The 24777-nt window shown below is 75.2% G+C and carries 18 protein-coding genes and 2 riboswitches; of the genes, 13 read left to right on the top strand and 5 right to left on the bottom strand.

Features of this window, described 5'->3' with window-relative positions; genetic code table 11:
- Positions 1-24 precede the first annotated feature (24 nt).
- From RM555_RS14935 to surE, 4 genes are all read left to right on the top strand, one after another.
- Entirely contained in the window at positions 25-1248 is a 1224-nt protein-coding gene (locus tag RM555_RS14935; RefSeq protein WP_311412296.1) for an MFS transporter, read from the top strand.
- A gap of 208 nt (positions 1249-1456) precedes the next feature.
- On the top strand, positions 1457-1582 hold the full coding sequence (locus RM555_RS14930; RefSeq protein ID WP_311412295.1) for a hypothetical protein: 126 nt from the start codon (positions 1457-1459) through the stop codon (positions 1580-1582).
- A gap of 72 nt (positions 1583-1654) precedes the next feature.
- Entirely contained in the window at positions 1655-2605 is a 951-nt protein-coding gene (locus RM555_RS14925; protein ID WP_311412294.1) for a 1-phosphofructokinase family hexose kinase, read from the top strand.
- Positions 2595-3446, top strand: a complete 852-nt coding sequence (gene surE / locus RM555_RS14920) for a 5'/3'-nucleotidase SurE (RefSeq protein WP_396888780.1) — start codon at positions 2595-2597, stop codon at positions 3444-3446. Before RM555_RS14925 ends, surE begins: the two co-directional genes overlap by 11 nt.
- Positions 3447-3546: 100 nt before the next feature.
- Here the strand turns inward: surE and RM555_RS14915 are convergent, their stop codons facing one another.
- On the bottom strand, positions 3547-4440 hold the full coding sequence (locus RM555_RS14915) for an SGNH/GDSL hydrolase family protein (RefSeq protein ID WP_311412292.1): 894 nt from the start codon (positions 4438-4440) through the stop codon (positions 3547-3549).
- A 197-nt stretch (positions 4441-4637) separates the two neighbouring features.
- Here RM555_RS14915 and RM555_RS14910 point away from each other — a divergent pair, with 197 nt between their 5' ends.
- From RM555_RS14910 to RM555_RS14870, 9 genes are all read left to right on the top strand, one after another.
- Positions 4638-5354, top strand: coding sequence for a hypothetical protein (locus RM555_RS14910; RefSeq protein WP_311412291.1), 717 nt, complete (start codon positions 4638-4640; stop codon positions 5352-5354).
- Between the two features lie 260 nt (positions 5355-5614).
- A complete protein-coding gene (rph, locus tag RM555_RS14905; RefSeq protein ID WP_311412290.1) occupies positions 5615-8212 on the top strand; it encodes a rifamycin-inactivating phosphotransferase in 2598 nt (865 codons plus the stop codon).
- An 83-nt stretch (positions 8213-8295) separates the two neighbouring features.
- Positions 8296-8419: riboswitch (cobalamin riboswitch) on the top strand.
- Between the two features lie 101 nt (positions 8420-8520).
- Complete coding sequence (locus RM555_RS14900) at positions 8521-9588, top strand: prenyltransferase/squalene oxidase repeat-containing protein (RefSeq protein ID WP_311412289.1); 1068 nt, start codon at positions 8521-8523, stop codon at positions 9586-9588.
- Between the two features lie 35 nt (positions 9589-9623).
- On the top strand, positions 9624-10109 hold the full coding sequence (locus tag RM555_RS14895; RefSeq protein ID WP_151455235.1) for a hypothetical protein: 486 nt from the start codon (positions 9624-9626) through the stop codon (positions 10107-10109).
- A gap of 112 nt (positions 10110-10221) precedes the next feature.
- Positions 10222-10338: riboswitch (cobalamin riboswitch) on the top strand.
- Positions 10339-10475: 137 nt separating this feature from the next.
- On the top strand, positions 10476-11939 hold the full coding sequence (locus tag RM555_RS14890) for a prenyltransferase/squalene oxidase repeat-containing protein (protein WP_311412288.1): 1464 nt from the start codon (positions 10476-10478) through the stop codon (positions 11937-11939).
- Positions 11936-12856, top strand: coding sequence for a hypothetical protein (locus RM555_RS14885; RefSeq protein WP_396888779.1), 921 nt, complete (start codon positions 11936-11938; stop codon positions 12854-12856). Before RM555_RS14890 ends, RM555_RS14885 begins: the two co-directional genes overlap by 4 nt.
- A complete protein-coding gene (locus RM555_RS14880) occupies positions 12849-14111 on the top strand; it encodes a CbiQ family ECF transporter T component (protein ID WP_311412287.1) in 1263 nt (420 codons plus the stop codon). Before RM555_RS14885 ends, RM555_RS14880 begins: the two co-directional genes overlap by 8 nt.
- Positions 14108-15739 (top strand): ABC transporter ATP-binding protein, encoded by a 1632-nt coding sequence (locus tag RM555_RS14875; protein ID WP_311412286.1) that lies wholly within the window; start codon positions 14108-14110, stop codon positions 15737-15739. The genes RM555_RS14880 and RM555_RS14875 overlap by 4 nt, the downstream gene beginning before the upstream one ends.
- A complete protein-coding gene (locus RM555_RS14870) occupies positions 15736-16635 on the top strand; it encodes an ECF transporter S component (protein WP_311412285.1) in 900 nt (299 codons plus the stop codon). Before RM555_RS14875 ends, RM555_RS14870 begins: the two co-directional genes overlap by 4 nt.
- A gap of 7 nt (positions 16636-16642) precedes the next feature.
- Here RM555_RS14870 and RM555_RS14865 read toward each other — a convergent pair whose 3' ends face one another.
- The 4 genes from RM555_RS14865 to RM555_RS14850 form a co-directional block, all read right to left on the bottom strand.
- On the bottom strand, positions 16643-17650 hold the full coding sequence (locus RM555_RS14865; protein WP_311412284.1) for a glycoside hydrolase family protein: 1008 nt from the start codon (positions 17648-17650) through the stop codon (positions 16643-16645).
- 320 nt (positions 17651-17970) lie between these two features.
- On the bottom strand, positions 17971-19881 hold the full coding sequence (locus tag RM555_RS14860; protein WP_311412283.1) for an SWIM zinc finger family protein: 1911 nt from the start codon (positions 19879-19881) through the stop codon (positions 17971-17973).
- Positions 19878-23585 (bottom strand): DUF5682 family protein, encoded by a 3708-nt coding sequence (locus tag RM555_RS14855; protein WP_311412282.1) that lies wholly within the window; start codon positions 23583-23585, stop codon positions 19878-19880. The genes RM555_RS14860 and RM555_RS14855 overlap by 4 nt, the downstream gene beginning before the upstream one ends.
- Positions 23582-24772 carry an ATP-binding protein gene (locus RM555_RS14850; protein ID WP_311412281.1) on the bottom strand — a complete coding sequence of 397 codons (1191 nt, stop codon included), beginning with the start codon at positions 24770-24772 and terminating at the stop codon, positions 23582-23584. Before RM555_RS14850 ends, RM555_RS14855 begins: the two co-directional genes overlap by 4 nt.
- Positions 24773-24777 lie beyond the last annotated feature (5 nt).

Below are 24777 nucleotides of genomic sequence, written 5' to 3'. Positions count from 1 at the left end.
GTCAAGGCCGAGGAATCGATGCGCATGCTTGACGACACCGTCCAGACCCGCCCGGAGCCGAACTCGATGCTGCGGAGCACGTCCTTCGTCCGGCTGTGGACGGGTACGACGGCCTCGGGCATGGCCACGTGGGCCCTGCCGTTCATCCTCGGGTTGGCGGTGCTCGACCGGTCGCTGACCGCCATCGAACTGGGGGTGCTGCTGGCCGTACGGACCGTGGGTTTCCTCGTCGCCGTCCCGATCGGCGGAGTGCTCGCCGACCGGCACTCGCGTCGGCGGGTGGTGCTGTGGTCGGGCCTGCTGGGCGCCCTCGCCGCCCCGGTGATGGCGTTCGGCATGGGCCGGTCGCTCGCCCTGACGGCCGTGGCGGCGACCGTCATGGGCGCGGGACAGGGCGCGTGCCGGCCCGCCTTCCAGGCGCTGACCGCCGAGGTGGTCGCCGAGCCACAACGGCAGCAGGCCAACGCCGCGATCACCCTCGCCGTGCGGGTCACGACCCTCGTCGCCCCGAGCCTGACCGCGCTGCTGGCCCTGGTCGTCTCCGTTCCGATGCTCCTGCTCGGCGTCGGTGGCCTGTGGCTGGCGGCCGCCCTGATCCCACCCGCCGGGACCGGCCGAACCGACAGGCCCGGCGCCAGGCCCGGAATCCTGGCCGAGTTCGCCGACGGCGTGCGCGAGGCACGCCGTCATCCCTGGTTCCTCGCGGGCCTGGCCGCGCTGACCGCGGTCATCGCCACCGGATACTCGGCCACCGGGGTGGTCCTTCCACTGGTCAGCCGTGACCGCTACGGCACCGAGGCCGTGCTTGCCGCCGCCATGACCGCGTACACCCTCGGCGCGCTCGCCGGCGCCGTGGTGATCGGGCGGTGGCGCCCGCCGGCACAGGGCTGGACCGCCCTGGCCGGGCTCGCCCTGTACGGGCTCGTACCGCTCAGCCTGCTCCTGCCGGTGCATCCTGTGCTGGTCGTCTCCGCCTACGTGCTCGCCGGACTCGGCATCGAGCTGTTCAACGTCCCGTGGTTCACCGCCACGCAGCGCGAGGTCGAGCCGACGAAGCTCGCCCGGGTGTCCTCGCTGGACTTCCTCCTGTCCTACGGACTCGCGCCTGTCGGTCTGGCGCTCGTCGCTCCCGCGATCGATCGTTTCGGCGCGGCCGGCGTCCTCGCCGGGTGTGCCGTGGTGTGCTTCGCCGCGCCCGCCGCCGCGGCGCTGGTGCCCTCCTCGCGTCGGTTCACCGTGCGGCCATGAGCGCCGACTGCGGGGACGACCGACCGAGGCGGCCGGTACGGACACCCGAACCGGTGCTGTCGGTCCGCTTCGGCGTGGCGGTCCGGGGTATCGCCACATGCTGGGAGGGTCGAGTCGAGGCGACGACCCGCGGTGACGGCGGGGACAGGTGTGACGACCGGGATTCGGAGGGAGCGCGTCGTGGTGGACCGGATCGCCGACCCGTGGGGTGAACGGACCCCGTACGGGCCGGGGCAGGAGTGGCCGGTGCGAGGGTGAGACGGCCATCCAGCTCAAGTGGCTGCGCACCCGGATGAAGGCCGCCGCGCCCCAGGCGCTCGTCGTCGCCGACTGACCGCCGCCGACCCGCCCCCAGATCGCGGCCCCTCGCCCGATTGGCGGGGCCGTCGCGGGGCAGTAGGTGGCGATGGATGAACAGGTGATGGTGTTCGCCCCGGCACCGCTGTTGACCGTGACCATCGAGCAGCAGGCCGACGCGGTCGAGCTGCACCTGCACCCCGGCGGCCAGGGGGTGTGGCAGACCCGCATGATCGCGGCCCTCGGCACGCCGGTCACCCTGTGCGTGGCCCTCGGCGGCGAGGTCGGTGACGCGCTGCGCAAGCTTCTCGTCGAGGAGGACGTGACGGTGCGGGTGGTCGACCGGCAGTCGGGGACCGGCTGGTACGTGCACGACCGGCGCGACGGCTCGCGGGCGGAGATAGCCGAGGACCCGGGTGCGCCGATGGTCCGCCACGACATCGACGAGCTGTACACGGTGACGCTGACCGAGGGGCTGCGCGCACCGGTCAGCGTCCTCAGCGGCCCCGCCGCCCCGGACGTGGTGGACCCGGACATCTACCGGCGCCTGGCCGCCGACCTGACCGCCAACGGCGGCACCGTCGTCGCGGACCTGTCCGGCGCCTACCTGGCGGCGGTGCTGGAGGGCGGGGTCGCCGTGCTCAAGGTCAGCCACGAGGAGCTGATGGACGACGGCCTCGCGGACGACGACAGCGTCGAGGCGCTGTCCGACGCCGGCCGGCGCCTGCAACAGCGGGGCGCGGGATCGGTGCTGATCAGCCGCGCCGGAGAGCCGGCCCTGGCCCTGCTCGACGACGGTACGGCGCTGCGGGTGCACGCCCCGCCGCTGGAGCTGGCCGACCATCGGGGCGCCGGCGACTCGATGACCGCCGGTGTCGCCGCGGTACTCGCCAGGGGCGGCGACATGCGGGAGGCCGTCCGCATCGGCGCCGCGGCCGGAGCGCTCAACGTCACCCGGCACGGGCTGGGCACCGGCCGGGCGGAGGCCGTACGGGAACTCGCCGCCCGGGTGCGGCTGTCCCCGCTCGAGGACACGCGGGCAGACTCCGATGACCGGTGACCGGCCTGCGCGTGTGCTGGTGACCAACGACGACGGCGTGCTCGCGCCCGGCATCCGCTGGCTCGCCCGCGCCGCGTACGAACGCGGCCTCGACGTGGTGGTCGCCGCGCCGCGCTCCGAGGCGAGCGGGATGAGCGCGGCCCTGTCCGCGGTCACCGACGACGGGCGGGTGATGTTCACGCAGACGGAGCTGGTCGGGCTGCCCGAGGTGCCGGCGTACGGGGTCGCGGCCACGCCCGGCTACATCGCCATCCTGGCCGGGCTCGGTGTGTTCGGGCCGCCTCCGGAGCTGGTGCTGTCGGGCATCAACCGGGGCGCGAACGCGGGACACGCGATCCTGCACTCGGGCACGGTCGGCGCGGCGCTGACCGCCGGCAACAGCGGTGCCCGGGCGTTGGCCGTCTCGCTGGACGTGCTGTCACCGGCGGCGGCGAGCGCGGGCAGCGGTGGTGCGGCGATCGACGTGCTCGACACCGTCGACGACGAGGCCCGGCACTGGTCCACCGCCGCCGACCTGGCCGGGCGCCTGCTGCCCTGGCTGCGCGACGCGGACGCCGGAACGGTGCTGAACCTGAACGTGCCCGACCTGCCGGCCGACCGGGTCGCCGGACTGCGCCAGGCCGCCCTCGCCCCGTTCGGTCAGGTGCAGGTGGCCGTCGCCGAGAGGGGCCACGGCTACGTCCGTACCGCATTCGAAGAGAACGGCGCCCGCCGCGTTCCCGGCACCGACCTGGCCTGGCTCGCCGAGGGCTACGCCGCCGTCACCGCGGTCCGGGCCCTGGGCGACCTGCCCGACCTGGTGGTGCCGACGGCGGGAGCCGGAGGCCCTGCCGTCGGCTGATCCGCCCGGCACCGGCCACCCCGTGCCGCCGCCGGATGGGCGGCGGGGCGGGTGACCGGTGCTCGTCAGGTCAGGTCGCGCCGGTGGTGGGAACCGTCGGTCAGCTGTTCAGCCTGGCCAGCAGCGCGTTCGCCATGCCCTGCTCGCCCCTGGCGTTGGGGTGGAAGGGGGCGGCGGCGTTCTGCGGAACCAGCCCTTCGACCCAGCGGGTGCCGCTGCTCTTGCACGTGTCGCGGCCGACCGACGGGGTGTAGACGTCGGCGTAGGTGGCGTTGTTCGCGGCGGCGGTGCTGGCGAGCATCCCGTTCAGGGACTTGTGGACGCTGCGCAGGTACGGCACGTCCTGGTAGGCGATCGGGACCACCGGCCAGCAGCCGTAGCCGCTGTCCGGCACGATCGCCGGGTAGCCGAGCACCACGACCCGGGCGCCCGGCGCGGCGCGGTGGACGGCCTGCAGCACGGCGGTCACCTTCGGCGCCGTGGCGGCGATCCTGGCCTGCAACTGGTCGACGCCACCGGCGGTGTACCGGTTCTTGCACGGAGACCCGAGGGGGCTGCTCAGGCTCGCCTCGGCGCAGTCGGTGATGATGCCGGAGAAGCCGATGTCGTTGCCGCCGATCTGCACGGTGACCAGCGTCGTGTCCGGGGTGACCGCGCTGAGCTGCGGCGGCAACGAGATGCCCAGTGCGCCGCTGCCGCCGACGAGGATGTCCTCGGTGGTGGCGCCGGAGCAGCTCACGTCGGCGAGCGCCGACGAGCCGACGGAGGCGGCGACCAGCGACGGGTAGTTGCGGTTGGAGCGCAGGCAGTTCAGGTCGACCTGGGTGGGGATCAGCGGGCCGGAGGTGTACGAGTCACCCAGGGCGACGTAGCGCCCGGTGGGTGCGGCGGCGTTGGCCGGTGCGGCGAGGGTGAGCAGCACACCGGCGGTGGCCGCGGCGAACGCGGCCAGCCGGCTGGCGGCCCGGAGGAACGGCAGGCGGGGACGGGTCATGGCATCTCCCAGCGGGGATCATGGTGGGTGCCGTGATTCTGTCCGCGCCGTCGTCGCACGTCAATATCGACGTCCTTTGTTGCCGCAGGCCGTCGGGCGCAACGCGGCGGCGGCTCGGCCACCCCCTTCCGCGCGCGGGAAGGTCCGACGCACTAGCATTGCCGCAGTCCGGGACGGCTCTGCTGAAACGAGGCGAAATGCGTTGGCTCCAGCGACTGCTGGGCGGCGGGCGGGTCCAACTCGATCCGGAACGGCAGCAGGCTCTGCTCCGCGACGTCCAGCACCGGTACGGCGCCCACGCGCAGCTCCGGTTCCCCGAGCAGGTCCAGGCCGTCGCCGGGATGCTCAACGGCGACGACGACGGCGTGGTGGTGGCGGCCCGGATCGTGAGCCAGGTCGCCGACGAGGCCTACGTGGACCTCCAGGCCCAGGCCCAGGACGTCCACCGACGAACGGGCCGGCGGCTCCTGGTGCACCGCCGCAACTACCGGCCGCTGTGGATGGAGGCGGGCCGAGCCCTGCGCTGGCCGCTGTTCACGTTGCCGAGCGGCTTGCACCCGTACGCGCAGGTGGCCGCCGCCGTCGCGGTGCTCGGCGGCCAGGCGGACCGGCTCGACCGGGTGACCGACCCGAATCCTCTCGTGACCCACGTGTTCGAGGTGCTCGACCTCACCACCGCCGGCTGGGAGTACGGCCGGGTGCGGGTGGACACCGACGCCGCCGCCCTCGCCGACGGACTGATCACGGGCGCCGGACAGATCCTCGCTGCCATGGACGACCCGCCCCGGCTGCCACCTCCGGTGCGTGAGCTCATGCGCCGCAACAACACCCTCGACGTGCACGATCCGGCCAGCCCTCGGGTGGTGGGCGGGTTCAACCCGGGCGCGAGGATGCGCGAGCAACTGCTGGCCTGAGGACATCGCGGCGACGATCGCGGCGACCCCCTGTTCGTGATCGCGCCGCTTCGCGCCTGTCGGTGATGGCGTCACTTCGTCGTAGCGGACAACCACGAAGAGAACTGTCCCGCTTCAACGTATATCGGGCTGGAGGGCTTGCCGCAAGACCCGGGTCCTGCCGCAGAATCGTCCGCCGAACCGGAAACCGGCGAAGAAGCGGCGCACGACGTGCGAGTGTCGTTGTCGCGACAGATGCCGGCTGCCTCGGAGGTGTCGCGATGATCGAGCAGTACGTGTGCGACCTCCACGAGGTCGGCGACGCGCAGGTCGCGACCGTCGGCGGCAAGGGCGCGCACCTGGGGGCTTCGTCGCGGATCGACGGCATCCGCGTGCCGGCTGGCTTCTGCGTGACGACGGACGCCTTCCGGCGGATCATGGCCGAAGCGCCGTCGATCGACGATCGGCTCGACCGGCTGTCGCGCCTGGACCCGGACGACCGGGAGACGATCGGCGCGCTCAGTGCGGAGATCCGCCGGACCATCGAAGCGGTCGTCCTCCCCGACGACGTGGCAGCGGCGATCATCCGGGCCCTCGCCCGGCTCGGCGAGAGTGCTGCCTGTGCCGTCCGGTCCAGCGCGACGGCGGAGGACCTGCCGACGGCCTCCTTCGCGGGCCAGCAGGACACGTACCTGAACGTGGTGGGGCAGGAGGCGGTCCTCCAGCACGTCAGCCGGTGCTGGGCCTCGCTCTTCACCGAGCGGGCCGTGACCTACCGGCGACGCAACGGCATCGACCACCGCACGGTCCAGATGGCCGTGATGGTGCAGAAGATGCTCTTCCCGCAGGCGGCCGGCGTCCTGTTCACGGCCGACCCCGTCACGCACAACCGGAAGGTCGCTGTCGTGGAGGCGAGCTTCGGCCTCGGCGAGGCTCTGGTCTCGGGGTTGGTGAACGCCGACGCCTACCGGGTGCGGGACGGTCAGATCATCGCCAAGGCGATCGCCGCCAAACGACTTGCCATCCACGCCCTGCCGGCCGGCGGGACGAGGAAACAGGCGATCGACTTGGCGCTGCAGGAGCAGCCGGCCCTGACGGATGCGCAGGTCGTGCGGCTGGTGCGGCTCGGCCGACGGATCGAAGCCCACTTCGGCCACCCCCAGGACATCGAATGGTGCCTGGTCGACGACGACTTCCAGATCGTCCAGAGCCGGCCGATCACCACGCTGTTCCCCATCCCCGAGGCCGGCGACGGCGCGAACCACGTCTACGTCTCCGTCGGTCACCAGCAGATGATGACGGACCCCATGAAGCCCTTGGGGATCTCCATGTGGCAGCTGACGGCCATGGCGCCGATGCACGAGGCCGGCGGGAGGCTGTTCGTCGACGTCACCGGGCGCCTCGCCGCGCCCGCGAGCCGCGCCGGCCTCCTGGAGATGGTGGGGCGGTCCGATCCGTTGATCAGGGACGCGCTGGAGACCGTCCTCGGCCGCGGCGACTTCATCCCGTCGCTTCCCGACCAGGGTCCGGCAGGGCCGCCCGCCGTCGGCGCGCCCGCCCCGGTCGAGACCGATCCGGCCATCGTCACCGAGCTGGTCGAACGCAGCCAGGCGGCCCTCGCCACCCTGCGGCGCGACATCCGGACGAAGTCCGGGCCGGCGCTGTTCGACTTCCTGTTGGAGGCCTTCCAGGAGCACAAGCGGGACCTCGGCGATCCGCTGAGCATGCAGGCGATCATGGCCGGGATGGAGGCCACGTGGTGGCTCAACGACAGGCTGTACGCGTGGCTGGGCGAGAAGAACGCCGCCGACACGCTCACGCTGTCCGCGCCCGACAACGTCACGTCGGAGATGGGACTGGCGCTGCTGGACGTGGCTGACGTCATCCGCCCGCATTCGGAGGTGGTGGCCTTCCTGCGGGAGGTCGAGGACGAGGACTTCATGGACGAACTGCCCCGGCTCCCGGGCGGCCGGGAAGCGCGAGACGCCATCCGGGCCTACCTCGACAGGTACGGCATGCGCTGCGCGGGCGAGATCGACATCACGAGGCCACGCTGGAGCGAACGCCCCACCACGCTCGTGCCCCTCATCCTCGACAACGTCAGGAACCTCGAGCCGGGCGCCCGCACGCGGCGCTTCGAGCAGGGGCGCCAGCGGGCGGCGCGGAAGGAACAGGAGGTTCTGGAGCGCCTGCGGGCCCTGCCGGACGGGGAGCGCAAGGCGGCGGAGGCGAAGCGGATGATCGACCAGGTCCGGACCTTCATCGGGTACCGGGAGTATCCGAAGTACGTCATCGTCAGCCGCTACCTCAGCTACAAGCAGGCCCTGCTGTCAGAGGCCGAGCGCCTCGTGCGGGCCCACGTGCTCCCGGAGCCGGAGGACATCTTCTACCTGACGTTCCAGGAGCTCCACGACGTCGTGCGTACGCACGAGGTGGACGACCAGCTCATCCAGCGGCGCAAGGACGCGTTCAGGTCGTACCGGACGCTCACCCCGCCCCGGGTGCTCACGTCGGAGGGCGAGGGCATCGCCGGCGCGTACCGGCGCGAGGATGTGCCGACCGGCGCGCTGGTCGGCCTCCCGGTTTCCGGCGGGACCGTCGAGGGGCGGGCCCGCGTCGTCCTGGACCTGGCCGAGGCCGACCTCGAACCGGGCGACATCCTGGTCACCGCCTACACCGACCCGAGCTGGTCACCCCTGTTCGTCGCGATCGCGGGACTGGTGACGGAGGTGGGCGGCCTCATGACCCACGGGGCGGTGGTCGCCCGGGAGTACGGCCTGCCCGCCCTCGTCGGGGTGGAGCGGGCGACCCGGCTGATCCGGGACGGACAGCGGATCCGCGTGCACGCGACCGACGGGTACGTCGAGATCCTGCCCTGACCGGCCACGGGGCGACGACCGGACGCGCGCGGCCGATCACACATTGACATCGGGCGTCCCTCCACTCCAGACTGGCGCCACAACTCAACCAACGCGCGTGCGTGCGGGGGAAGTCCGGTCGAAGTCCGGCGCTGGCCCGCAACGGTAGGCCGTCGAGATGCATCTCCGACGGCGAGCCCGAATACCCGACGTACGCGCAGAATCCGCTCCCCACCCGTCGTGGCCCACGGGTCGGAGTCCCGGTCGACCCCCGCGCTGCGGCGGGTGGCCGGGCTTCTGACGACCGCCGGGCCGGAAAGGCGCTTCCGATGGTCGTCCGCCTGAGCCGGCACCGCCTGCTCACCCTGTTCCGCGGTGTGCTCGCCGCCCTCACCCTCGCCACCCTCACCCTCGCCGCACCGGCATCCGCCCACGCCTCCCCCACCTCGCCTGCCGGGGTCGGCCGGTCGGAGGCCGCGGCCGGCTGGCTGGCCCGGCAGCTCGTCGCCGGCGAACGCCTCGAGGTCGTCTTCGACGGCGTCACCTACCCCGACCAGGGCCTCACCCTCGACGCGGTGTTCGCCTTCGCCGCCGCCGGCGTCGCCGACGACTCGGGGGCCCGGGCGCTGGCCTGGGTCACCCGGCCGGACATCCGCGACGCCTACCTCGGCGACGGCGCGACCGAGGCGTACGCGGGCGCGACCGCCAAGCTCGCCCTCGCCGTCCAGGTACGCGGCGGCGACCCCACCGACGTCGGCGGCGTGGACCTGGTCGCCCGGCTGCGCTCGCTACAGGCCCCCGGCGGCCGGTTCACCGACCGGTCGGCGTACGGGGACTACAGCAACACCTTCAGCCAGTCCTTCGCCCTCCTCGCGCTGGACCGCACCCCGCAGGGCGCGCCCCCGGCGGCCGCCGCCTGGCTGGCCGCCACCCGCTGCCCGGACGGCGGCTACCCGCTGCTGCCCGCGCAACCGGTCTGCACCTCCGACGTGGACGCCACCGCGCTCGCGGTGCAGGCGTTGCGGGTCACCGGCCGCCCGACCGACGCCGCCGCCGGGCTGCGCTGGCTGCTGTCCGTGCAGCGCGCCGACGGCGGTTTCGCCAACGCCGCCGGCATCCCGAACGCCAACAGCACCGGCCTCGCCGCGCAGGCGCTCCGCGACGGCAACCGGCCGCTGGCCTGGGCCCGCGCGCGGGTGTTCCTCGCCGGACTACAGGTCGGTTGCGCCGGGGCGCCGGCCGACCGGGGCGCGGTCGACTTCGACGGCGGTGCCTTCGACCCCGGCACCGCCGCCCGGGCCACCGGCCAGGCTGTCCTCGGCCTGACCGGCACCGGGTACGCCCGGCTGTCCGCGTCCGGCGCCACCCCGGGCGCACCGGTCCCCGCCTGCCCGTGACCAGTCCCGTCGCTCCACCGATCCCAGGAGGAACCGTGTTCCGTCACCGATCCACCGTCCGCACCCGGCTCGCCGGCCTGTTGGCAGCCGCCGTCGCCGCCGTCGCCCTCACCGCCGTCGAACCCGCCCCCCGGGCCGGGTACGCCGCGGCCTGCACCGGCACCTCCGGTGTCACCGTCGTGGTCGACTTCGCCGCGCTCGGCGGTGGCGTCCAGGTCGCCTGTGCTCCGGGCGACCCGGCCTCCGGGCTGGCCGCCCTCCAGGGCGCCGGCTTCACGGTGACCGGCACCCAGCGCTGGGGGCTGGCGTTCGTCTGCCGGATCAACGGCAAGCCGACCGCCGCGGCCGATCCGTGCGTCAACACCCCGCCCGCCACGGCGTACTGGTCGTACTGGCATGCCCCCAGCGGCGGCGCCTGGTCCTACAGCACGTCCGGCGCGAGCAGCTACAACCCGGCCCCGGGCACCGTCGAGGGCTGGTCGTTCGGCGCGGGCGCCCCGCCGAGCATCGCCGCGCCCTGACCGTAGCCGCACACGGGGTGTCACCGTAGTGGTGCACCGGGTGCCGGCCACCTCCCCTGGCGTCGCGCGACGTGCGGGCGGTACGGTGTCGGCACCCGGTGCACGCCGGTCCACAACTGCATACGTCCCGAGTGGGGGGAAGCCGGTTCGAAGCCGGCGCTGACCCGCAACCGTGAGCGAGGCCCCGGCCTCGCGAGCCGGAATGCCTCGCCCGGGACGAGCGGCTTCCACTGTCGAGGTTTACAGGGTGAAGTCCGGGCCACCGAGGTCCGTTCCACCCCGCTCATCGCATCACGCGAGCGGGGTGTCGCTGTCCCCGGGTGCTTTCCGGAGCTTCCACCGACCGCTCTGCGAAAGGCACCCCTCATGTCCCGGTCCCGTTCAAGGCGTCTCGGCGCCGGCGTCGTCGCCGCCACGGCGGCGACGATCGCCGCGCTCACCGCCGTACCCCTGACCGTCGTGGCCGCGCCCGCCCCGACCCACGCCGCCGCCGCGCGCGACGCCGCCTCCTGGCTGGCCGGCGAGTTCGCCGACGGGGCGCTGCCCGGCCCGTTCGGCGGTCCGGACTGGGGTCTGACCATCGACGGGCTCCTCGCCCTGTCCGCCACCGGGGTGGACGCGCCAATCCGTCAGGCCGCGACGGCGCAGGTCGCGGCGCATGTGCGGTCCTACAACAGCCTCGACGACTGGGGCATCCCCGGCTTCACCGACGGCGGGTCGACCGCGAAGCTGCTGTACGCCGCCTCCGCCGTCGGAGCCGATCCCACCGACTTCGGCGGCTTCGACCTGCGGACGGAGACCCTGTCGCTGGTCGCCGGGGCGGATGCCGGACACCAGCGGGGGCGGATCACCAGCCGCACCACCGCCGACACCGGTCCGGACGCCAGCAACGCCTTCGACCAGTCCTTCGCCGTGCTGGGCCTGGCTCGCAGCGGCGACGTACCGCAGGACACCGTCGACTTCCTCATCCGCCAGCAGTGCGCGGCCGGTGGATTCCGGCTCTACCCCGACACCGCCGACGGCCCGTCCCCGTCCTGCGACGAGCAGGCCGGCGCCACCCTCGACGTCGACTCGACCGCGATGGCCGTGCAGGCGCTGCTCGCCGCCGCTGCCGACGGCGCCACCGGCGCCACCGCGGCGGCCGCCAAGGGCGCCGCCTGGCTGGTGGATCAGCAGCGCGCCGACGGTTCGTTCGGCGGCTCCGGCCCGACGACCGGCGCGAACTCCAACAGCACCGGCCTGGCCGGGCAGGCCCTCGCCGCCGCCGGCGGCCACGACGCCGAGGCCGCGCGGGCCGCCGGCGCGTTGGCCGCACTACAGCTCACCGCGGCAAACGGCGGCGCGGCCGCCGCCGACGCGGGCGCCGTCGCCTACAACACCGACAGCCTGACGACGGCCGTCGCGTCCGGGATCACCGACACCGACCGGGACCAGTGGCGTCGAGGCACCGCACAGGCCATGCTCGGCCTCGTCCAGGTGCCGCTGGGAGGCATCGGCCTCGACCCGCCGCCGTCGTCGCCCGGGCCGACCCCGACCGGCACGGCCGCGCCCACCGCCTCCCCCAGCGCCACCACCTCCCCCACGCCCACCGGGTCACCGACGCCCACCGGGACGGCCGTGCCGACACCGAGCCCGTCCGCGACCACCGTGCCGTCGACCCCGTCCGCCACGGCGTCGACGACCGTCGCCCCGGGCGCGACCCCGACCACCCCGGGCCTGGGCGGGCTGCCGACGACCGGCGCGGCGATCACCAGCTACGTGCTGATCGCGTTCCTGCTGGTCGGCGGCGGGGTGCTGCTCGTCGTCATCGGCCGTCGGCGGGCGGCGTGACCGTCCGGGTCGCCCGCGCCGGTCTGGTCGTCGCCCTCACCGCCGCCGGCACGATGATCGGATCGGGCACCCCCGCGAGGGCCGCCGGATCGGCCGGCTACTGCCCGGACGCCTCCGGGGTGACCGTGGTGGTCGACTTCAACGAACTCGGCGGCGGAACCGTGGTGCGGTGCGCCCGGGGCGAGCAGTCCACCGGGCTGGCGGCGCTCAAGAACGCCGGGTTCCAGATCACCGGCACGCTGCGCTGGGGCGAGGGGTTCGTCTGCCGGATCGAGGGCAGGCCGTCGACGGCGTCCGAGAAGTGCGTCGACACGCCTCCCGCCAGCGCCTACTGGTCGTACTGGCACGCGACCAACGGTGGCAGTTGGACGTACAGCGACAAGGGTGTGCTCAACCGCAAGCCGCCGGCCGGCAGCTTCGAGGGCTGGTCGTTCTCCCTCAACCGCAACGCCAACGACGCGCCCCGGCCGAGCACCACGCCGAGGCGTCCCGCGCCACCGCCACCACCACCGAGCCCTCCGCTCCCGGCACCGCCCACCCGGGGCGGCCCGGTCGCCCCACCGCCGGCAGGAGACGGTCGACCGGTCGCGCCACCACCTGCCACCGCGGGCCGGCCTGGTGCGGCAGGACCGATGCCGGGCTCCGCCGGGCCCGCGCCGCTTCCCACCGGTACGCCGACGGCCGGCGGCCCGGTCCCGACACCGGGCGCGGGCGTCGCGGCGCCACCTGCGAGCGCTGCCGTCAGCCCACCGGCGGGCAGTTCCGCCGACCAGCCGGTGGTGACCGAGATCGCCGCGCCCCGTGACGCTCGCGGGATCCCGCTGGGTACGGCGGCCGGCGTGCTGCTGCTGGTCGCGCTCGGCGTGGGCGGCCTGCTGGCCGCACGGCGGCGGCGGACCGTCGAGCCGGATGACTGACCGGAGCACCCGCCGGGTGGAGAGGCCCGTCGGAGCGGACCGGGCAGGGCCGGTGGGCGGGGCGACACGCCTGCCCCGGGCGCTGCACCCCGGCGCGTGGTGGCTGTGGGCGCTCGGCCTGGCCACCGCGGCCAGCCACACCACCAATCCGTTGCCGCTGGGCCTGCTCGTCGCCGTCGCCGCGCTGGTGGTCGTCCGGCGGCGGGGAGACGCGCCGTGGGCGCTGGCGTTCCGGATGTACCTGGTGCTCGGCGCGGTGATCGTGGCGATGCGGGTGCTGTTCCGGATCGTGTTCGGCGGCGGGCAGGGCGACCACGTGCTCGTCCGGCTCCCCGAAATCCCCCTACCCGCGTGGGCGGCGGGAATCCGCCTGTTCGGGCCGGTCGCCGCCGAGCAACTCCTCGGCGGGTTCTACGACGGGCTGCGGCTGGCCACGATGCTGGTCTGCCTCGGCGCGGCGAACGCCCTGGCCAACCCGAAGCGGCTGCTCAAAGCCGTGCCCGGGGCCCTGTACGCGGTGGGCACGGCCGTGGTGGTGGCCCTGTCGGTCGCCCCGCAACTGGTCGAGAGCGTGCTGCGGGTCCGGCGGGCGCGGCGGCTGCGGGGTGCCTCCGGCCGGGGCGTACGGGCGTTGCGGGGCATCGCGCTGCCGGTGCTGGCCGACGCGCTGGACCGGTCGCTGGCACTGGCCGCGGCGATGGACTCCCGGGGTTACGGCCGCACCCCGGCGGTGCCGGCCGGGCAACGCGCCGTCACCGGTGCGCTGGTGCTCGGCGGGCTGGTCGGCGTCTGCGCCGGCACGTACGGGCTGCTCGACGCCACCGGCCCCGCTTACCTGGGTCTGCCGATGCTCCTCGTCGGCCTGTCGACCGCCGTGGCCGGCATGCTGCTGGCCGGCCGGCGGGTGCGGCGCAGCCGCTACCGGCCGGACCACTGGCGGGGCGCGGAACTGCTCGTGGCCGGCTGCGGGGTGGGCGCCGCCGCGCTGACGGTCCTGGCCGGTTCGGTCGATCCGGAGCTTCTCTATCCACCGGTGAGCCCCCTCACCTGGCCCGAGCTGACGCCGCTGACGCTGCTCGCCGTCGTGGTCGCGGCGGCACCGGCCTGGCTGGCGCCGCCTCCCGTGCTCGCACGGACGTCCGCCGCGCGCGACGCCGGCCCGGCGACCGCACCCCGCGGTCCGGTCGACGCCACGCCGGCGGACGGAGCGGGTCGGCTGGCGTCGTCGTCCCCCACGCAGGGAGGCCCTTCGTGATCGGCTTCGACCGGGTGACCGTCCGTTACGCCGAGAGCGACCGCCCGACCCTGCGGGACGTGACGCTGCGCATCGACGAGGGCGAACTCTGCCTGGTCGTCGGTCGCACCGGCACGGGCAAGTCCACGCTGCTGCGGGCGATCAACGGGCTGGTGCCGCACTTCACCGGCGGCACCCTGCACGGCAGCGTGACGGTCGACGGCCGGGACACCCGCCGTCATCCGCCGCGGGACCTCGCCGACGTCGTCGGCGTGGTCGGGCAGGATCCGCTGTCCGGATTCGTCACCGACACCGTCGAGGAGGAGCTCGCCTACGGGATGGAGCAGCTCGCCCTGCCGGCGCCGGTGATGCGCAAACGGGTCGAGGAGACCCTCGACCTGCTGGGCATCGCCGAGCTTCGCGACCGGCCGCTGCGGACGCTGTCCGGCGGGCAGCAGCAGCGCGTCGCCATCGGGTCGGTCCTCACCGCCCACCCGCGGGTGCTGGTGCTCGACGAGCCCACCTCCGCGCTGGACCCCACCGCGGCGGAGGACGTGCTCGCCGTGGTGACCCGGCTGGTGCACGACCTCGGCGTGACGGTGGTGCTGGCCGAGCACCGGCTGGAACGGGTCGTGCAGTACGCCGACCGGCTGCTCTACCTGCCCGGCGACGGTCGGGTGGTGGACGGGGAACCGGCCGCCGTGCTCGCCGACGTCGACATCGCACCACCGCTGGTCGAGCTAGGCCGTCTCGCCGGCTGGACGCCGCTGCCGCTGTCCGTACGCGATGCCCGCCGGCGGGCGGCCGCCCTGCGCCACCGGCTCACCGACGCCGCCGTGCCGGCCGCGACGACGGTCCCGGACACGCCCCCCGTCCTGACGGCCCGCGACGTCGTCGTGCGCTACCCGGGGACGGTCGCCGTGGCCGGCGTCGACATGGAGCTGTCTCCCGGGCGGATCGTGGCGTTGATGGGGCGCAACGGCTCCGGCAAGTCGAGCCTGCTCTGGGCGGTGCAGGGCAGCGGCCCCCGCCAGGGCGGGACCGTCGCCGTCGCCGTCGCGCAGGGCACCGTCGACCCGAAGGCCCTGCCGCCGGGCCGGGCCCGCCGGCATGTCGGTCTGGTCCCGCAGACTCCCGGTGACCTGCTGTACCTGGAGACGGTGGAGGCCGAGTGCGACCAGGCCGACCGGGAGACCGGAGCGCCGGCCGGCACCTGTCGGGCGATGCTCGACCAGCTCACCCCCGGGCTGCCCGCCGACCGGCACCCCCGTGACCTCTCCGAGGGGCAGCGGCTCGCGCTCGCGCTCGCCGTCCAGCTCACCGCCGCCCCGCCGGTGGTCCTGCTCGACGAGCCGACCCGCGGCCTGGACTACCGCGCCAAGCGGCAGTTCACCGCCGTCGTCCGACGGCTGGCCGCCGACGGCCGGGCGGTGCTGATCGCGACGCACGACGTCGAGCTCGTCGCGGCCCTCGCCGACCAGGTCGTGGTGATGGCCGAGGGGGAGATCGTCGCCGCCGGCACCACGGCGGAGGTCATGCTCGCCTCGCCGGCGTTCGCCCCGCAGGTGGCCAAGGTCCTCGCCCCCGCGCCGTGGCTGACCGTGGAGCAGGTCGCGGCCGCACTGGCCACGACCGGGGAGCCGGGGTGAGCGTGCTGCGGGTCGCCCCGCGTACCGCCGTCGTGCTGGTGCTGGCCTCGGCCGCCGCACTGGCGACCTTCACCTGGCCGTTCTTCGTCCCCGCCCATCCGGAGAGCACCGCCCGCACGGGCGAGGCGCCGCTGGTGTTCCTCGTGGTGCTGCCGGTGCTCGTGGCGCTGGTGCTGGCCGAACTCAGCTCCGGCGGCATCGACAGCAAGGCGTTGGCGATGCTCGGGGTGCTCGCGGCCGTCAACGCCGCGCTGCGCCCGCTCGGGGCCGGCACCGCAGGCATCGAGACGGTGTTCTTCCTTCTCGTACTCGCCGGCCGGGTGTTCGGGCCCGGATTCGGCTTCCTGCTCGGCTCGACGTCGCTGTTCGCCTCCGCGCTGCTCACCGCAGGGGTCGGGCCGTGGCTGCCGTTCCAGATGCTGGCCGCGTCCTGGATCGGTCTCGGCGCCGGCCTGCTACCGGCGAGGCTGCGGGGCCGGGCGGAGATCGCTGCCCTGGCCGGCTACGGCGTACTCGCGGCCTACGGCTACGGACTGCTGATGAACCTGTGGTTCTGGCCGTTCAGCATCGGCGCGGACACCCAGCTCTCCTACGTCGCCGGAGCGCCACTGCTGGAGAACCTGCACCGCTTCGCCGTCTTCACGGCGGTCACCTCCACCTTCGGCTGGGACACCGGACGCGCGATCACCACCGCCGTGGCGATCGTCCTCGCCGGCCCCGCGGTGCTCGCCGCGCTGCGCCGCGCCGCACGGCGGGCCGCGTTCGACGCTCCGGTCACCTTCGCCGCGCCCGAACCGCAGCCGGACCCACCCCGCCCGGATGGGGACGGCCGGGCCGGGCCGTCCCGGCCGGTGGCCGGAGCCGCGACCACCGACCGACCGGGCGACGCCGCCTGATGTGGCCCTAGACCGCGCGGGCCACGCAGATCCTGGCGTCGAGGCGGGGCCCGGCCTCGTAGAGCATGTACTCCACGCCGCCGTCGGTGCCGAACGTCGGCGACGCCACCCGGCCGTTGTCCGACGCGATCGGCCGGTGGAACACGCCGAGGTGGACCTCCCGGTCGAAGTTGTTGCCGACCTCGGTCAGGTACATGTTGCCGCTGCTGCCGTGGTACGCGACGTACGCGGTGCCGTTGCGCTTCAACAGGTGCGGAGCGGAGATGTCGGTGAGCCCGTCGCCCGACGGCGACACCAGCGGGTTCGGCGAGAACTGCCAGCCGCTCCACCCGTTCGGCGACCAGCCCCAGAAGATCTTCCGGGTGCCCGGCCGGATCGTGTGTGCGCCCATGAACACCATCACGTAGCGGTTTCCCTTGCCGGCCACGGAGTGCTCGAAGACCCGCGCGTACGAGGTCTCGGTCGTGTTGGGCACCAGGTTCGTCGACAGGATCGGCGTCTCGTCGGTGAACCGGACGCCGTCGCTCGAGCGGGCGACGCGGGTCGTGTGGTTCTCGCCGTGGAAGTACAGGTAGAACTGCCGGGTCGGCGCGTCCCACACCACGTGCGGCGACGACACGTGGCTCACCGTCGTGGACGGCAGCACCCGGTCGACGACGGGATTGTTGGCGTACTCGGTGTAGGGGCCCTCGAGCCGGTTGGCGTAGGCGAGGCAGATCCCGCCGGGCGCGTCGTGCGGCGCGTAGTAGAGGTAGTAGCGGCCCAGAGCGCCGCTGATCTTGTCGTAGACCCCACGCACGCACGGGAAGATGAACTCGCCGGTCGGGTTGTAACGCAACGGCCTGTCGAACGCGTCGCGCACGTACCGGTAGTTGGGGAAGCCGGCCGGTGCGGCGAGCGCCGGCGTGGAGGCCGCGGCAAGGCCGGCGCCGGTGGTCGCGGTCGCGACACCGGCGGCCGCCGCGCCGCGCAGCAGCGTGCGTCGGGAGAAGGAGCCTTCCGGGGTACGCGTCATCGCGTTCCCTCCGTTCGTGGGGCGCGCCGACGGGGGCAGGGGTGCGGGCAGGCGTCACTCGACCCCGCACTGAGCGACCGGACGGTGTGGACGCTCGGCGCGGAACGGGTTCGTTGGTCGATGAGTCTGCGCGCGCCGTCTCGGCGGCGTCAAGATGCTAATACGAATTAGCACACGCTCCGGCGGGCCCTGGTCGCGCCGCCCGGCTCGGTCACCTGACGGGAGACGAGGGCCCGGCACCCGCCCGGGTTCGGACGGGTGCCGGGGCCTCGGCGGTGGGGCGTCGGTGGCGATCCGCCACCGGCCCGGGTTCCCGCAGGTCAGCCGAGCGGCGGGGCGGTCCAGGAGGACCGGATCAGCTCCCGCTCGGCGGCGGCGAGGTGGGCGGTCGCGGCGAGCCAGGCCCACGCGTACCGGTCCGGGTCGGGATCGGTACGCCGGCCGAACGCGTCCCGGCCACGCCTGTCGGACTCGTCGGCCAACGCGGTGGTGAGCGCGGCGGCGGTGGTGAAGCCGGCGCGGCGCAGCGGGCCGGCCAGGCCGGTGCCGTCGCCGCGGGCCGCCTCGGCGACGGCGCGGCGACCGCCCGAGACGGCCAACTCCACCAGCCGGCGGACCCGCCACAGCGGGGACTCCGCCACCGCGTCGGCGCCGACGGCCAGGACGGGTCCGGTCGTCTCCGCCGGGTCGCGCGGCGGCAGGTGGCCGCCCTGGAGCTCGTCGTAGCCGAGGTCCGCCCGGCCGTGCCAGTCCGGCGGCAGCCGCAATGTGGCGGCGGCACCGGGCACCGGGCCGACCGCGAGCGGTCGCAGCGTGCTGGCCCGGTCCGGGTCCAGCCGGCCGACCACCCGGACCCGCAGGCCGGGCCGGGAGGCGAGCCGCCGCAGGTTGGCCACGTGGGCCAGCATCGGGTGGGAGTCGACCGGCACCAGCCGGATCAGCGGCCCGTCCGGCACCGGCGCCCGCTCGCCTCCTGCGTCGGTGGCGGGGGCCAGCTCGCGGGCCAGCACCTGGTCACCGACGGCACCCACCACCATCAGGTCACCGCCGAACAGCGCAGTCCCCGCCCGGGCCGGGTCCTCCGGGTCGTCGGTGGCGAGTTGCGCGGTCACCACCTCGGCGAGCGGGCGGGCGAACAGTCGCGCCAGCGGCCCGGTGGACCAGTCGGTCCCGGTGAGCGGGGTGGCCCGGACCCCCTTACCGGCGCCGAGCCGGCCGTCCGGGGAGACGGTGGTGCCGGTGATCCGCAGGCCGCCACGGGCCAGCACCGCGTGGTTGACCGCTACCGCGCCCATCTCGGTGACCGCCCGGGCGCAGTCCCGGGCCCGGTCCGGACCGCCCGGTCTCACGTCGCCGAAGGAGAGCTGGCGCCCGTCGGCGGCGACCAGATGGGTGACCACCCCGGCGTAGCCGGTCGCGCTGATCACCGGCTCCCGGCAGACGCCGTGCACCTCCAGGGTGCCGTCCGGCTGGTAGGCCCGCCGCAGGACGCCGACCAGCGCCGGGTCGGCGTCGCCGGCGGCCAGCCGGCCGGTGACGTACAGCAGGTCGTGCAGCACCTCGACCAGCTCGGCCAACCGGTGGCCGTTCTGCCGTCCCCGGTGTGCGCGCAGCCCACGCACCGTGCGCAGCGCGGCGCTCTCGGCCCGCGGCAGGCCGGCCAGCCGGGCCCCGTGGGCGGCCCGCAGCAGTTCGGCCTGGGGCACCGCCCCGGCCGCCGGCACGCCGGCCGCGAGCACCGCGGCGGCCGCCCGCCACAGCGCGCCGGCCGCGGCCCGCTGCGCCTTCGTCGGCGCCGCGCCAGCCGACTTCCTGGTACGCGCGGTGCGGCCGGTCTTGCCGGACGCCGTGCCGGCGCTGTCCGGCGTCGACGACGCCGCGGCGGTGGACGCCGGATCGGGGTGGGCGGCCGGGTCGGCGACCGGGCAGGCGAGCAGGACGGCGGTGCGGTGCAGGCAGCGGGGCGCCAGCAGGCAGCTGCACCGCGCCTGGTCCGGGTCGGTGACCGCGCCCGTCGCTCCTGGCGTCAGGGTGACCAGCGACTCCGGGCCGCAGTCGACCGACACGCCGCCGTCGACCGGGCCGACCGGTACGCCGGCCAGCCGTTCGACGGCGGCGTCCAGCCGCCTGTGCAGGCGGGGTGGCAGGGCCGCCACCGCCGCGGCGGCGACCGCTGGCAGCACCGGCGGCAACCGGTCGGTGTCCACGGCGGTGGCTGTGCGGTCCGTCAACGTGATCCTCCGCGGATGCGGTCGCCCACCCAGCGGGCGAGTTCGAGCGGGCTGAGAGCGGCGACCGGCATCCCGGCCGCGACGATCTGCTCGGCGACCGGCACCGAGTAGCAGGGCACTCCCCTGTCGTTCAGCGCGGCGCAGCCGAGCAGGTGCACGCCGGAACCGACCAGCGTGCGGACCTCGCCGAGCAGCCCGGCGAGCGGATAACCCTCCTCGAAGTCGCTGACCACCGCGACGATGGTGCGGCTCGGCACGGTCACCAGCGAGCGGGCGGCGGCCAGCCCGGCGGCGATGTGCGTACCGCCGCCGACGCGCACCTCCAGCAGCAGCGACAGCGGGTCGTCGACCCGGTCGGTCAGGTCGACCACCTCGGTGGAGAAGGCGAGGAAGTGGGTGGACAGGGTGGGCACCCCGGCCAGTACGGCGGCGGTCAACGCCGACCACACCACCGACGCCTCCATCGAGCCGGACACGTCGACCACCAGCACCAGCCGCCAGTCGGCCTCCTTGCGGGTGCGGCTGTTGAAGACGGGGCGTTGCGGCACCGCCACCGTCCGGCCGTCGCTGAGCCGCTGGGTGTGCGCCAGGTTCGCCCGCAGCGTACGGGCCAGGTTGATCCGGCCACCGGGACGGCTGGTCGGACGCGGGTTGGTCAGCCCGGTCAGCGCCGGACGCACCTGGGTGGCCAGTTGCCTGGTCAGCTCCTCGACCAGTCGCCGCACCAGTGGCCGCAGCTTGGCCAGCTGCCCCTCGGGCAGGCCACCGGCCAGCGACAGCACCGAGGTCAGCAGCTCCATCGAGGGGCGTACGGCGGCCGGGTCGAGCTCGGTGAGCACGTCGGTACGGCCGCTCTCGGCCGCCCGGGCGATGACCTCCTCGCGTACGGCGGTGCCGAACAGCGCCTCGAGTTCGTCGGCCCACTCGCGGGCGGTCGGGAAGGACGCCTCCTGGCCGCCGCCGGCCGCCTGACCGAGGTCGGTGGCACCCTCGCCCTGGCCCGCCCCGTACAGCTCGTCGAGGGCGCGGGCGTAGCGGCGGGCGTCGGCCGGCAACCGGTCGGGCTGGCGGCCGAGCAGCAGCCGCCACCGGTCGCTGGCGGTGAGCCGGGCGTCCGGGGTGTCCGGCCCGGGCGTGGCGTCGGCACCGGCGTCGACCTCGGTGGGGCCGGGCGGCGTGCCCGGGACGGGGAGGTGGCGGGCGAGCAGGACGGCCCGCCCGGCCGCGTCGGCGGCGGCCCAGCGGGCCAGCAGCTCCGGCGGGGCGGACAGGCTCAGGTCGAGCCGGTCACCCAGCCGTTCGGTGACGGTGTGCAGCAGCCGGTCCCGGGCCGCCGGGGTGAGCACGTCGAATCCGCCGCGCAGCGCGGGCAGCCGGTCCAGGAAGTCGGCGTCGGGGAGCCGCTCGATCCGTTCCAGCAGCGGGTCCAGCGCGGCCGGGGCGGACTGCAACAGCGGGTGCGCCCCGGTGAGCAGGCCGCCGAGCAGCCGGTGCAGGTGCCGTCGGGTGTCCGGTCCGGTCGCCGCGTCGATCCAGCCGGCCACCCGGGTGCCCAGGGTCTCCAGGTCGGTCAGGTCGAGCAGCACCCGGGCGGCCAGGGCGGCGCCCTGGATCAGCGGCGAACCGGCGCGGGCCAGGTGGTCGAGGGCCTCGTCCAGGCGCAGCCCGATGCGGTCCTCGCCGGCCCGTACCGCGAGGTCGACCAGCGCGGCGGCGTCGGCCGGGGTGTCGCTGCCGGCCAGGCCGGGCAGCCCGCGCACCGCCGCGTCCAGCAGCACGACGGCCAGCTCGGCCGCCCGGGCCCGGCCGTCGGCGGTGGTGCCGGGCAGGTGCTCGCGGCGTAGCGCCTCCAGCAGGTCCAGTGCGGCCAGCAGCTCGGGCAGCGTGCCGGTGCCCGGCAGCACCGTGGCGGCCAGGTCGAGCCGGTCGGTGACCAGCTCCGGCAGGTCGCACCGGGCGGCGTCGCGCAGCCCGGTGAGCAGCTGCGCGGCGGTGGGGCCACCGTCGGCGGCCTCCCGGCGGAACCGCTCCCGCAGGGTGCCGGCCGCGGCCAGCGCGGCGGTCACCCCGCGTACGCCGACCAGGTCCAGCCGGGCCGCCACGGACGGCGTCCAGGCCAACTGCCAGCGGGTGGTCAGGGCGGCGCCGTCGCCGGTGCCGGAGACCGCGACGGGCTCGCCGTAGCCGACTCCGCAGACCTGGAGGCGTTGCAGCAGGATCTCCCGCCGCCCGTCCAGCTCGGTGCGCAGCGGGTCCAGCCGCACCTCGCGGGCCTTGGGGCTGCCCGGGTCGGGCAGCCGAAGTGTGGCGAGTTCCGCCTCGACCGCCGGGCCGAGCCCGGAGCGCGGCGTGCCGGGGGCGATGCGGCCCCGTTCGGCGCCGACCAGCACGTTCTCCAAGGCCTTGGCCAGCGCCCGGCCGCGGCCGAGCAGTTCACCCTGGCCGAGCACGGTGGTCACCGCCTCCAGCACCTCGCCCCGGCCGGGGGCGGGCAGGTTCCGCAGCCGGGCCAGGTCGTCGGCGAGCCGTACCGTCTCGGTGGCCTCGCCGGTGCCGGCGGTGTGACCGGCCGCGCGGAGGTCCCGGCACACGTCGGTGACCGCCCGGGCGGCGGCGGCCCGGATCCGTTCCGGGTCGCCGGCGGCGGTGAGGACGGACTGCTGCCAGCGCGGGTCGCGGATCCCGGCCGGGTAGCCGGAGCGGGAGTCGAGCAGGTCGAACGCGTACGGCACCAGCGAGGTGACCGCCGTGCCGCCGCCGTCGGTGGCGGCCGGTCCGGGCGGGGTCGTCACGGACCGGACCGGATCGGCCGGGACGGCGCCGGGCCGGGTGGACGCGACGGCGTCGGCGGTCGACGGGGCGGCGACCAGGGCCGGGGCGTGGAAGGCGCCGACGACGGCGGCGACCCGCCGGCCGTCGACGCCGGCCTCGGCCAGCACCCGGCGCATGTGCCGCTCGCGGGCCAGGTCCCGGGCCGGTACGCCGGCGCGGTGGGCGCTGTCGGTACGCATCGCCCAGCCGACGCCGAGCGCGGCCCGACGGACCGCCTCGGGCGGGCAGCCCGGGGCCCGCACCTCGACCACCCGGTCCCACAGGTCGTCGCCGTCGCGGCCGGTGCCGCTGGCGCTGAGCGCGGCGGCGTAGGACCGGCGCAGGCCGGGCACCGGCTCACCCGCGTCCGGTGCGGGCTCGCCACCGGCCGCCGGCTCGGCACCGGCGGTCGGGTCGGGGTCGGCGGCGGCGGCGCTCCAGCCGGGGTCGGCCAGCGGCAGGTCGCAGCAGACCACCTCCACGCCGTGCCGCCGGGCCCAGCGGATCGCGGCCAGTTCCGGCGAGAAGTCGGCGAACGGGTAGAAGCCCATCGGCCCGTCCGCGCCGTGGCTGCCGACCAGGGCCAGCGGGGCCCGGGCGGCCGGATCGGACAGGTACGGCAGCCAGCGCTGGAAGTCGGCCGGCAGCTCGATGCAGACCACCTCGGCCCCGGCGGCGTCCAGCAGGGCCGGCACCACCGCCGCGAGCGCCGGGCTGTGGTGCCGCACCCCGATCAGGTACGGCCGCACCGAACCGGCGAGCGCGTCGACCACGGCGCGCGGATCGGCCGACGTCGCATCGGCACTCACCGGGTCGGCACTCACCGGGTCGGCACTCACCGGGTCGGCGGCCGGCGGGGCCGCACCGGGCGTCGTGCTGGAGAGGGTCGTCACCGCAGGCTCTCCCGCAGGTCCCAGAGCCGGCGCCACATCGCCGAGCCGTCCTCGGCGCGGCGACGGACCGGGCCGTCCCAGTAGCCGAGCAGCCGGGCGTGGTCGTTCTGGTCGTCCTTGCGGACCACGCCGAGCAGGTGCCCGGGCACCAGGTCGAGCGCGTCCCCGCCGGGCAGGTACGCGGCGGCCAGGCCGAGCGACACCGCCACCTGCACCGCCTCGGCGGTGGACATCACCGTGCCGGGCCGTTCCACGTCCCAGCCCTCGCCCGACCGGCCGGAACGCAGGTCGCGGAACACGGTGACCAGGGCGTCCAGCACCGCGTCGTCCACCGTGTACGCCGCACCGGCGCGCTGCACGGCGGCGGTGGCCTGCTGGCGGACCAGGTCGGTCTCGACGTCCGCGTCCGAGATCGGGTGGATGGTCTCGAAGTTGAACCGGCGCTTGAGGGCCGAGGACATCTCCGACACGCCCCGGTCCCGCAGGTTGGCGGTGGCGATCACGGTGAACCCGGGCGTGGCGCGGATCAGCCCGTCCTCGGTGCCGGACAGCTCCGGCACGTTCATCCGCCGGTCGGACAGGATGGACACCAGCGCGTCCTGCACCTCGGGCAGGCAGCGGGTGACCTCCTCGATCCGGACCACCCGGCCGGTACGCATCGCGGTCAGCACCGGCGAGTCGACAAGCGCCTGCGGGGTCGGGCCCTGGGCGAGCAGCAGGGCGTAGTTCCAGCCGTACCGGAAGGCGTCCTCGGTGGTGCCGGCGGTGCCCTGCACGGTCAGCGCGCTGGTGCCGCAGACAGCGGCGGCCAGCAGCTCGGACAGCATGGACTTGGCGGTGCCGGGCTCGCCGACCAGCAGCAGGCCCCGTTCGCCGGCCAGGGTGACCACGCACCGCTCGACCAGGCTCCGCTCGCCGACGAACTTCGCCGGGATGGTCATGCTGGCCGGCAGGTCGGTGCCGTCCGGGCCGGTGCGCCGCTCGGCGGGCAGCTTCAACGCCTCGCCGTCGCTGCCCTGGATGAAGGTGACCACGGCGCGCGGGGTCAGCGCCCAGCCCGGCGGCCGGGCCCCGTCGTCGTACGCGGCCAGGAAGGCCAGCTCGTCGGCGTACCGCTGCTCGGCGGAGAGGACCTGGGCGGCGGTCTCCGGCACCACGGTGGGGCGGACGTGTTCCGTCACGGTCACGGGCG

The sequence above is a fragment of the Micromonospora reichwaldensis genome, from assembly GCF_031845925.1.
GTDB lineage: Bacteria > Actinomycetota > Actinomycetes > Mycobacteriales > Micromonosporaceae > Micromonospora > Micromonospora reichwaldensis.
The sequence above is the reverse complement of the archived record's forward strand: the minus strand, read 5'-3'. Positions and strand labels throughout refer to the sequence as shown.

What these genes read in the sequence shown, in the direction of transcription:
- RM555_RS14935 (WP_311412296.1), top strand. Translation starts at nt 25, where the DNA reads ATGCTTGACGACACCGTCCAGACCCGCCCGGAGCCGAACTCGATGCTG.
- RM555_RS14925 (WP_311412294.1), top strand. Translation starts at nt 1,655, where the DNA reads ATGGATGAACAGGTGATGGTGTTCGCCCCGGCACCGCTGTTGACCGTG.
- surE (WP_396888780.1), top strand. Translation starts at nt 2,595, where the DNA reads ATGACCGGTGACCGGCCTGCGCGTGTGCTGGTGACCAACGACGACGGC.
- RM555_RS14915 (WP_311412292.1), bottom strand. Translation starts at nt 4,440, where the DNA reads ATGACCCGTCCCCGCCTGCCGTTCCTCCGGGCCGCCAGCCGGCTGGCC.
- RM555_RS14910 (WP_311412291.1), top strand. Translation starts at nt 4,638, where the DNA reads ATGCGTTGGCTCCAGCGACTGCTGGGCGGCGGGCGGGTCCAACTCGAT.
- rph (WP_311412290.1), top strand. Translation starts at nt 5,615, where the DNA reads ATGATCGAGCAGTACGTGTGCGACCTCCACGAGGTCGGCGACGCGCAG.
- RM555_RS14900 (WP_311412289.1), top strand. Translation starts at nt 8,521, where the DNA reads ATGGTCGTCCGCCTGAGCCGGCACCGCCTGCTCACCCTGTTCCGCGGT.
- RM555_RS14890 (WP_311412288.1), top strand. Translation starts at nt 10,476, where the DNA reads ATGTCCCGGTCCCGTTCAAGGCGTCTCGGCGCCGGCGTCGTCGCCGCC.
- RM555_RS14880 (WP_311412287.1), top strand. Translation starts at nt 12,849, where the DNA reads ATGACTGACCGGAGCACCCGCCGGGTGGAGAGGCCCGTCGGAGCGGAC.
- RM555_RS14865 (WP_311412284.1), bottom strand. Translation starts at nt 17,650, where the DNA reads ATGACGCGTACCCCGGAAGGCTCCTTCTCCCGACGCACGCTGCTGCGC.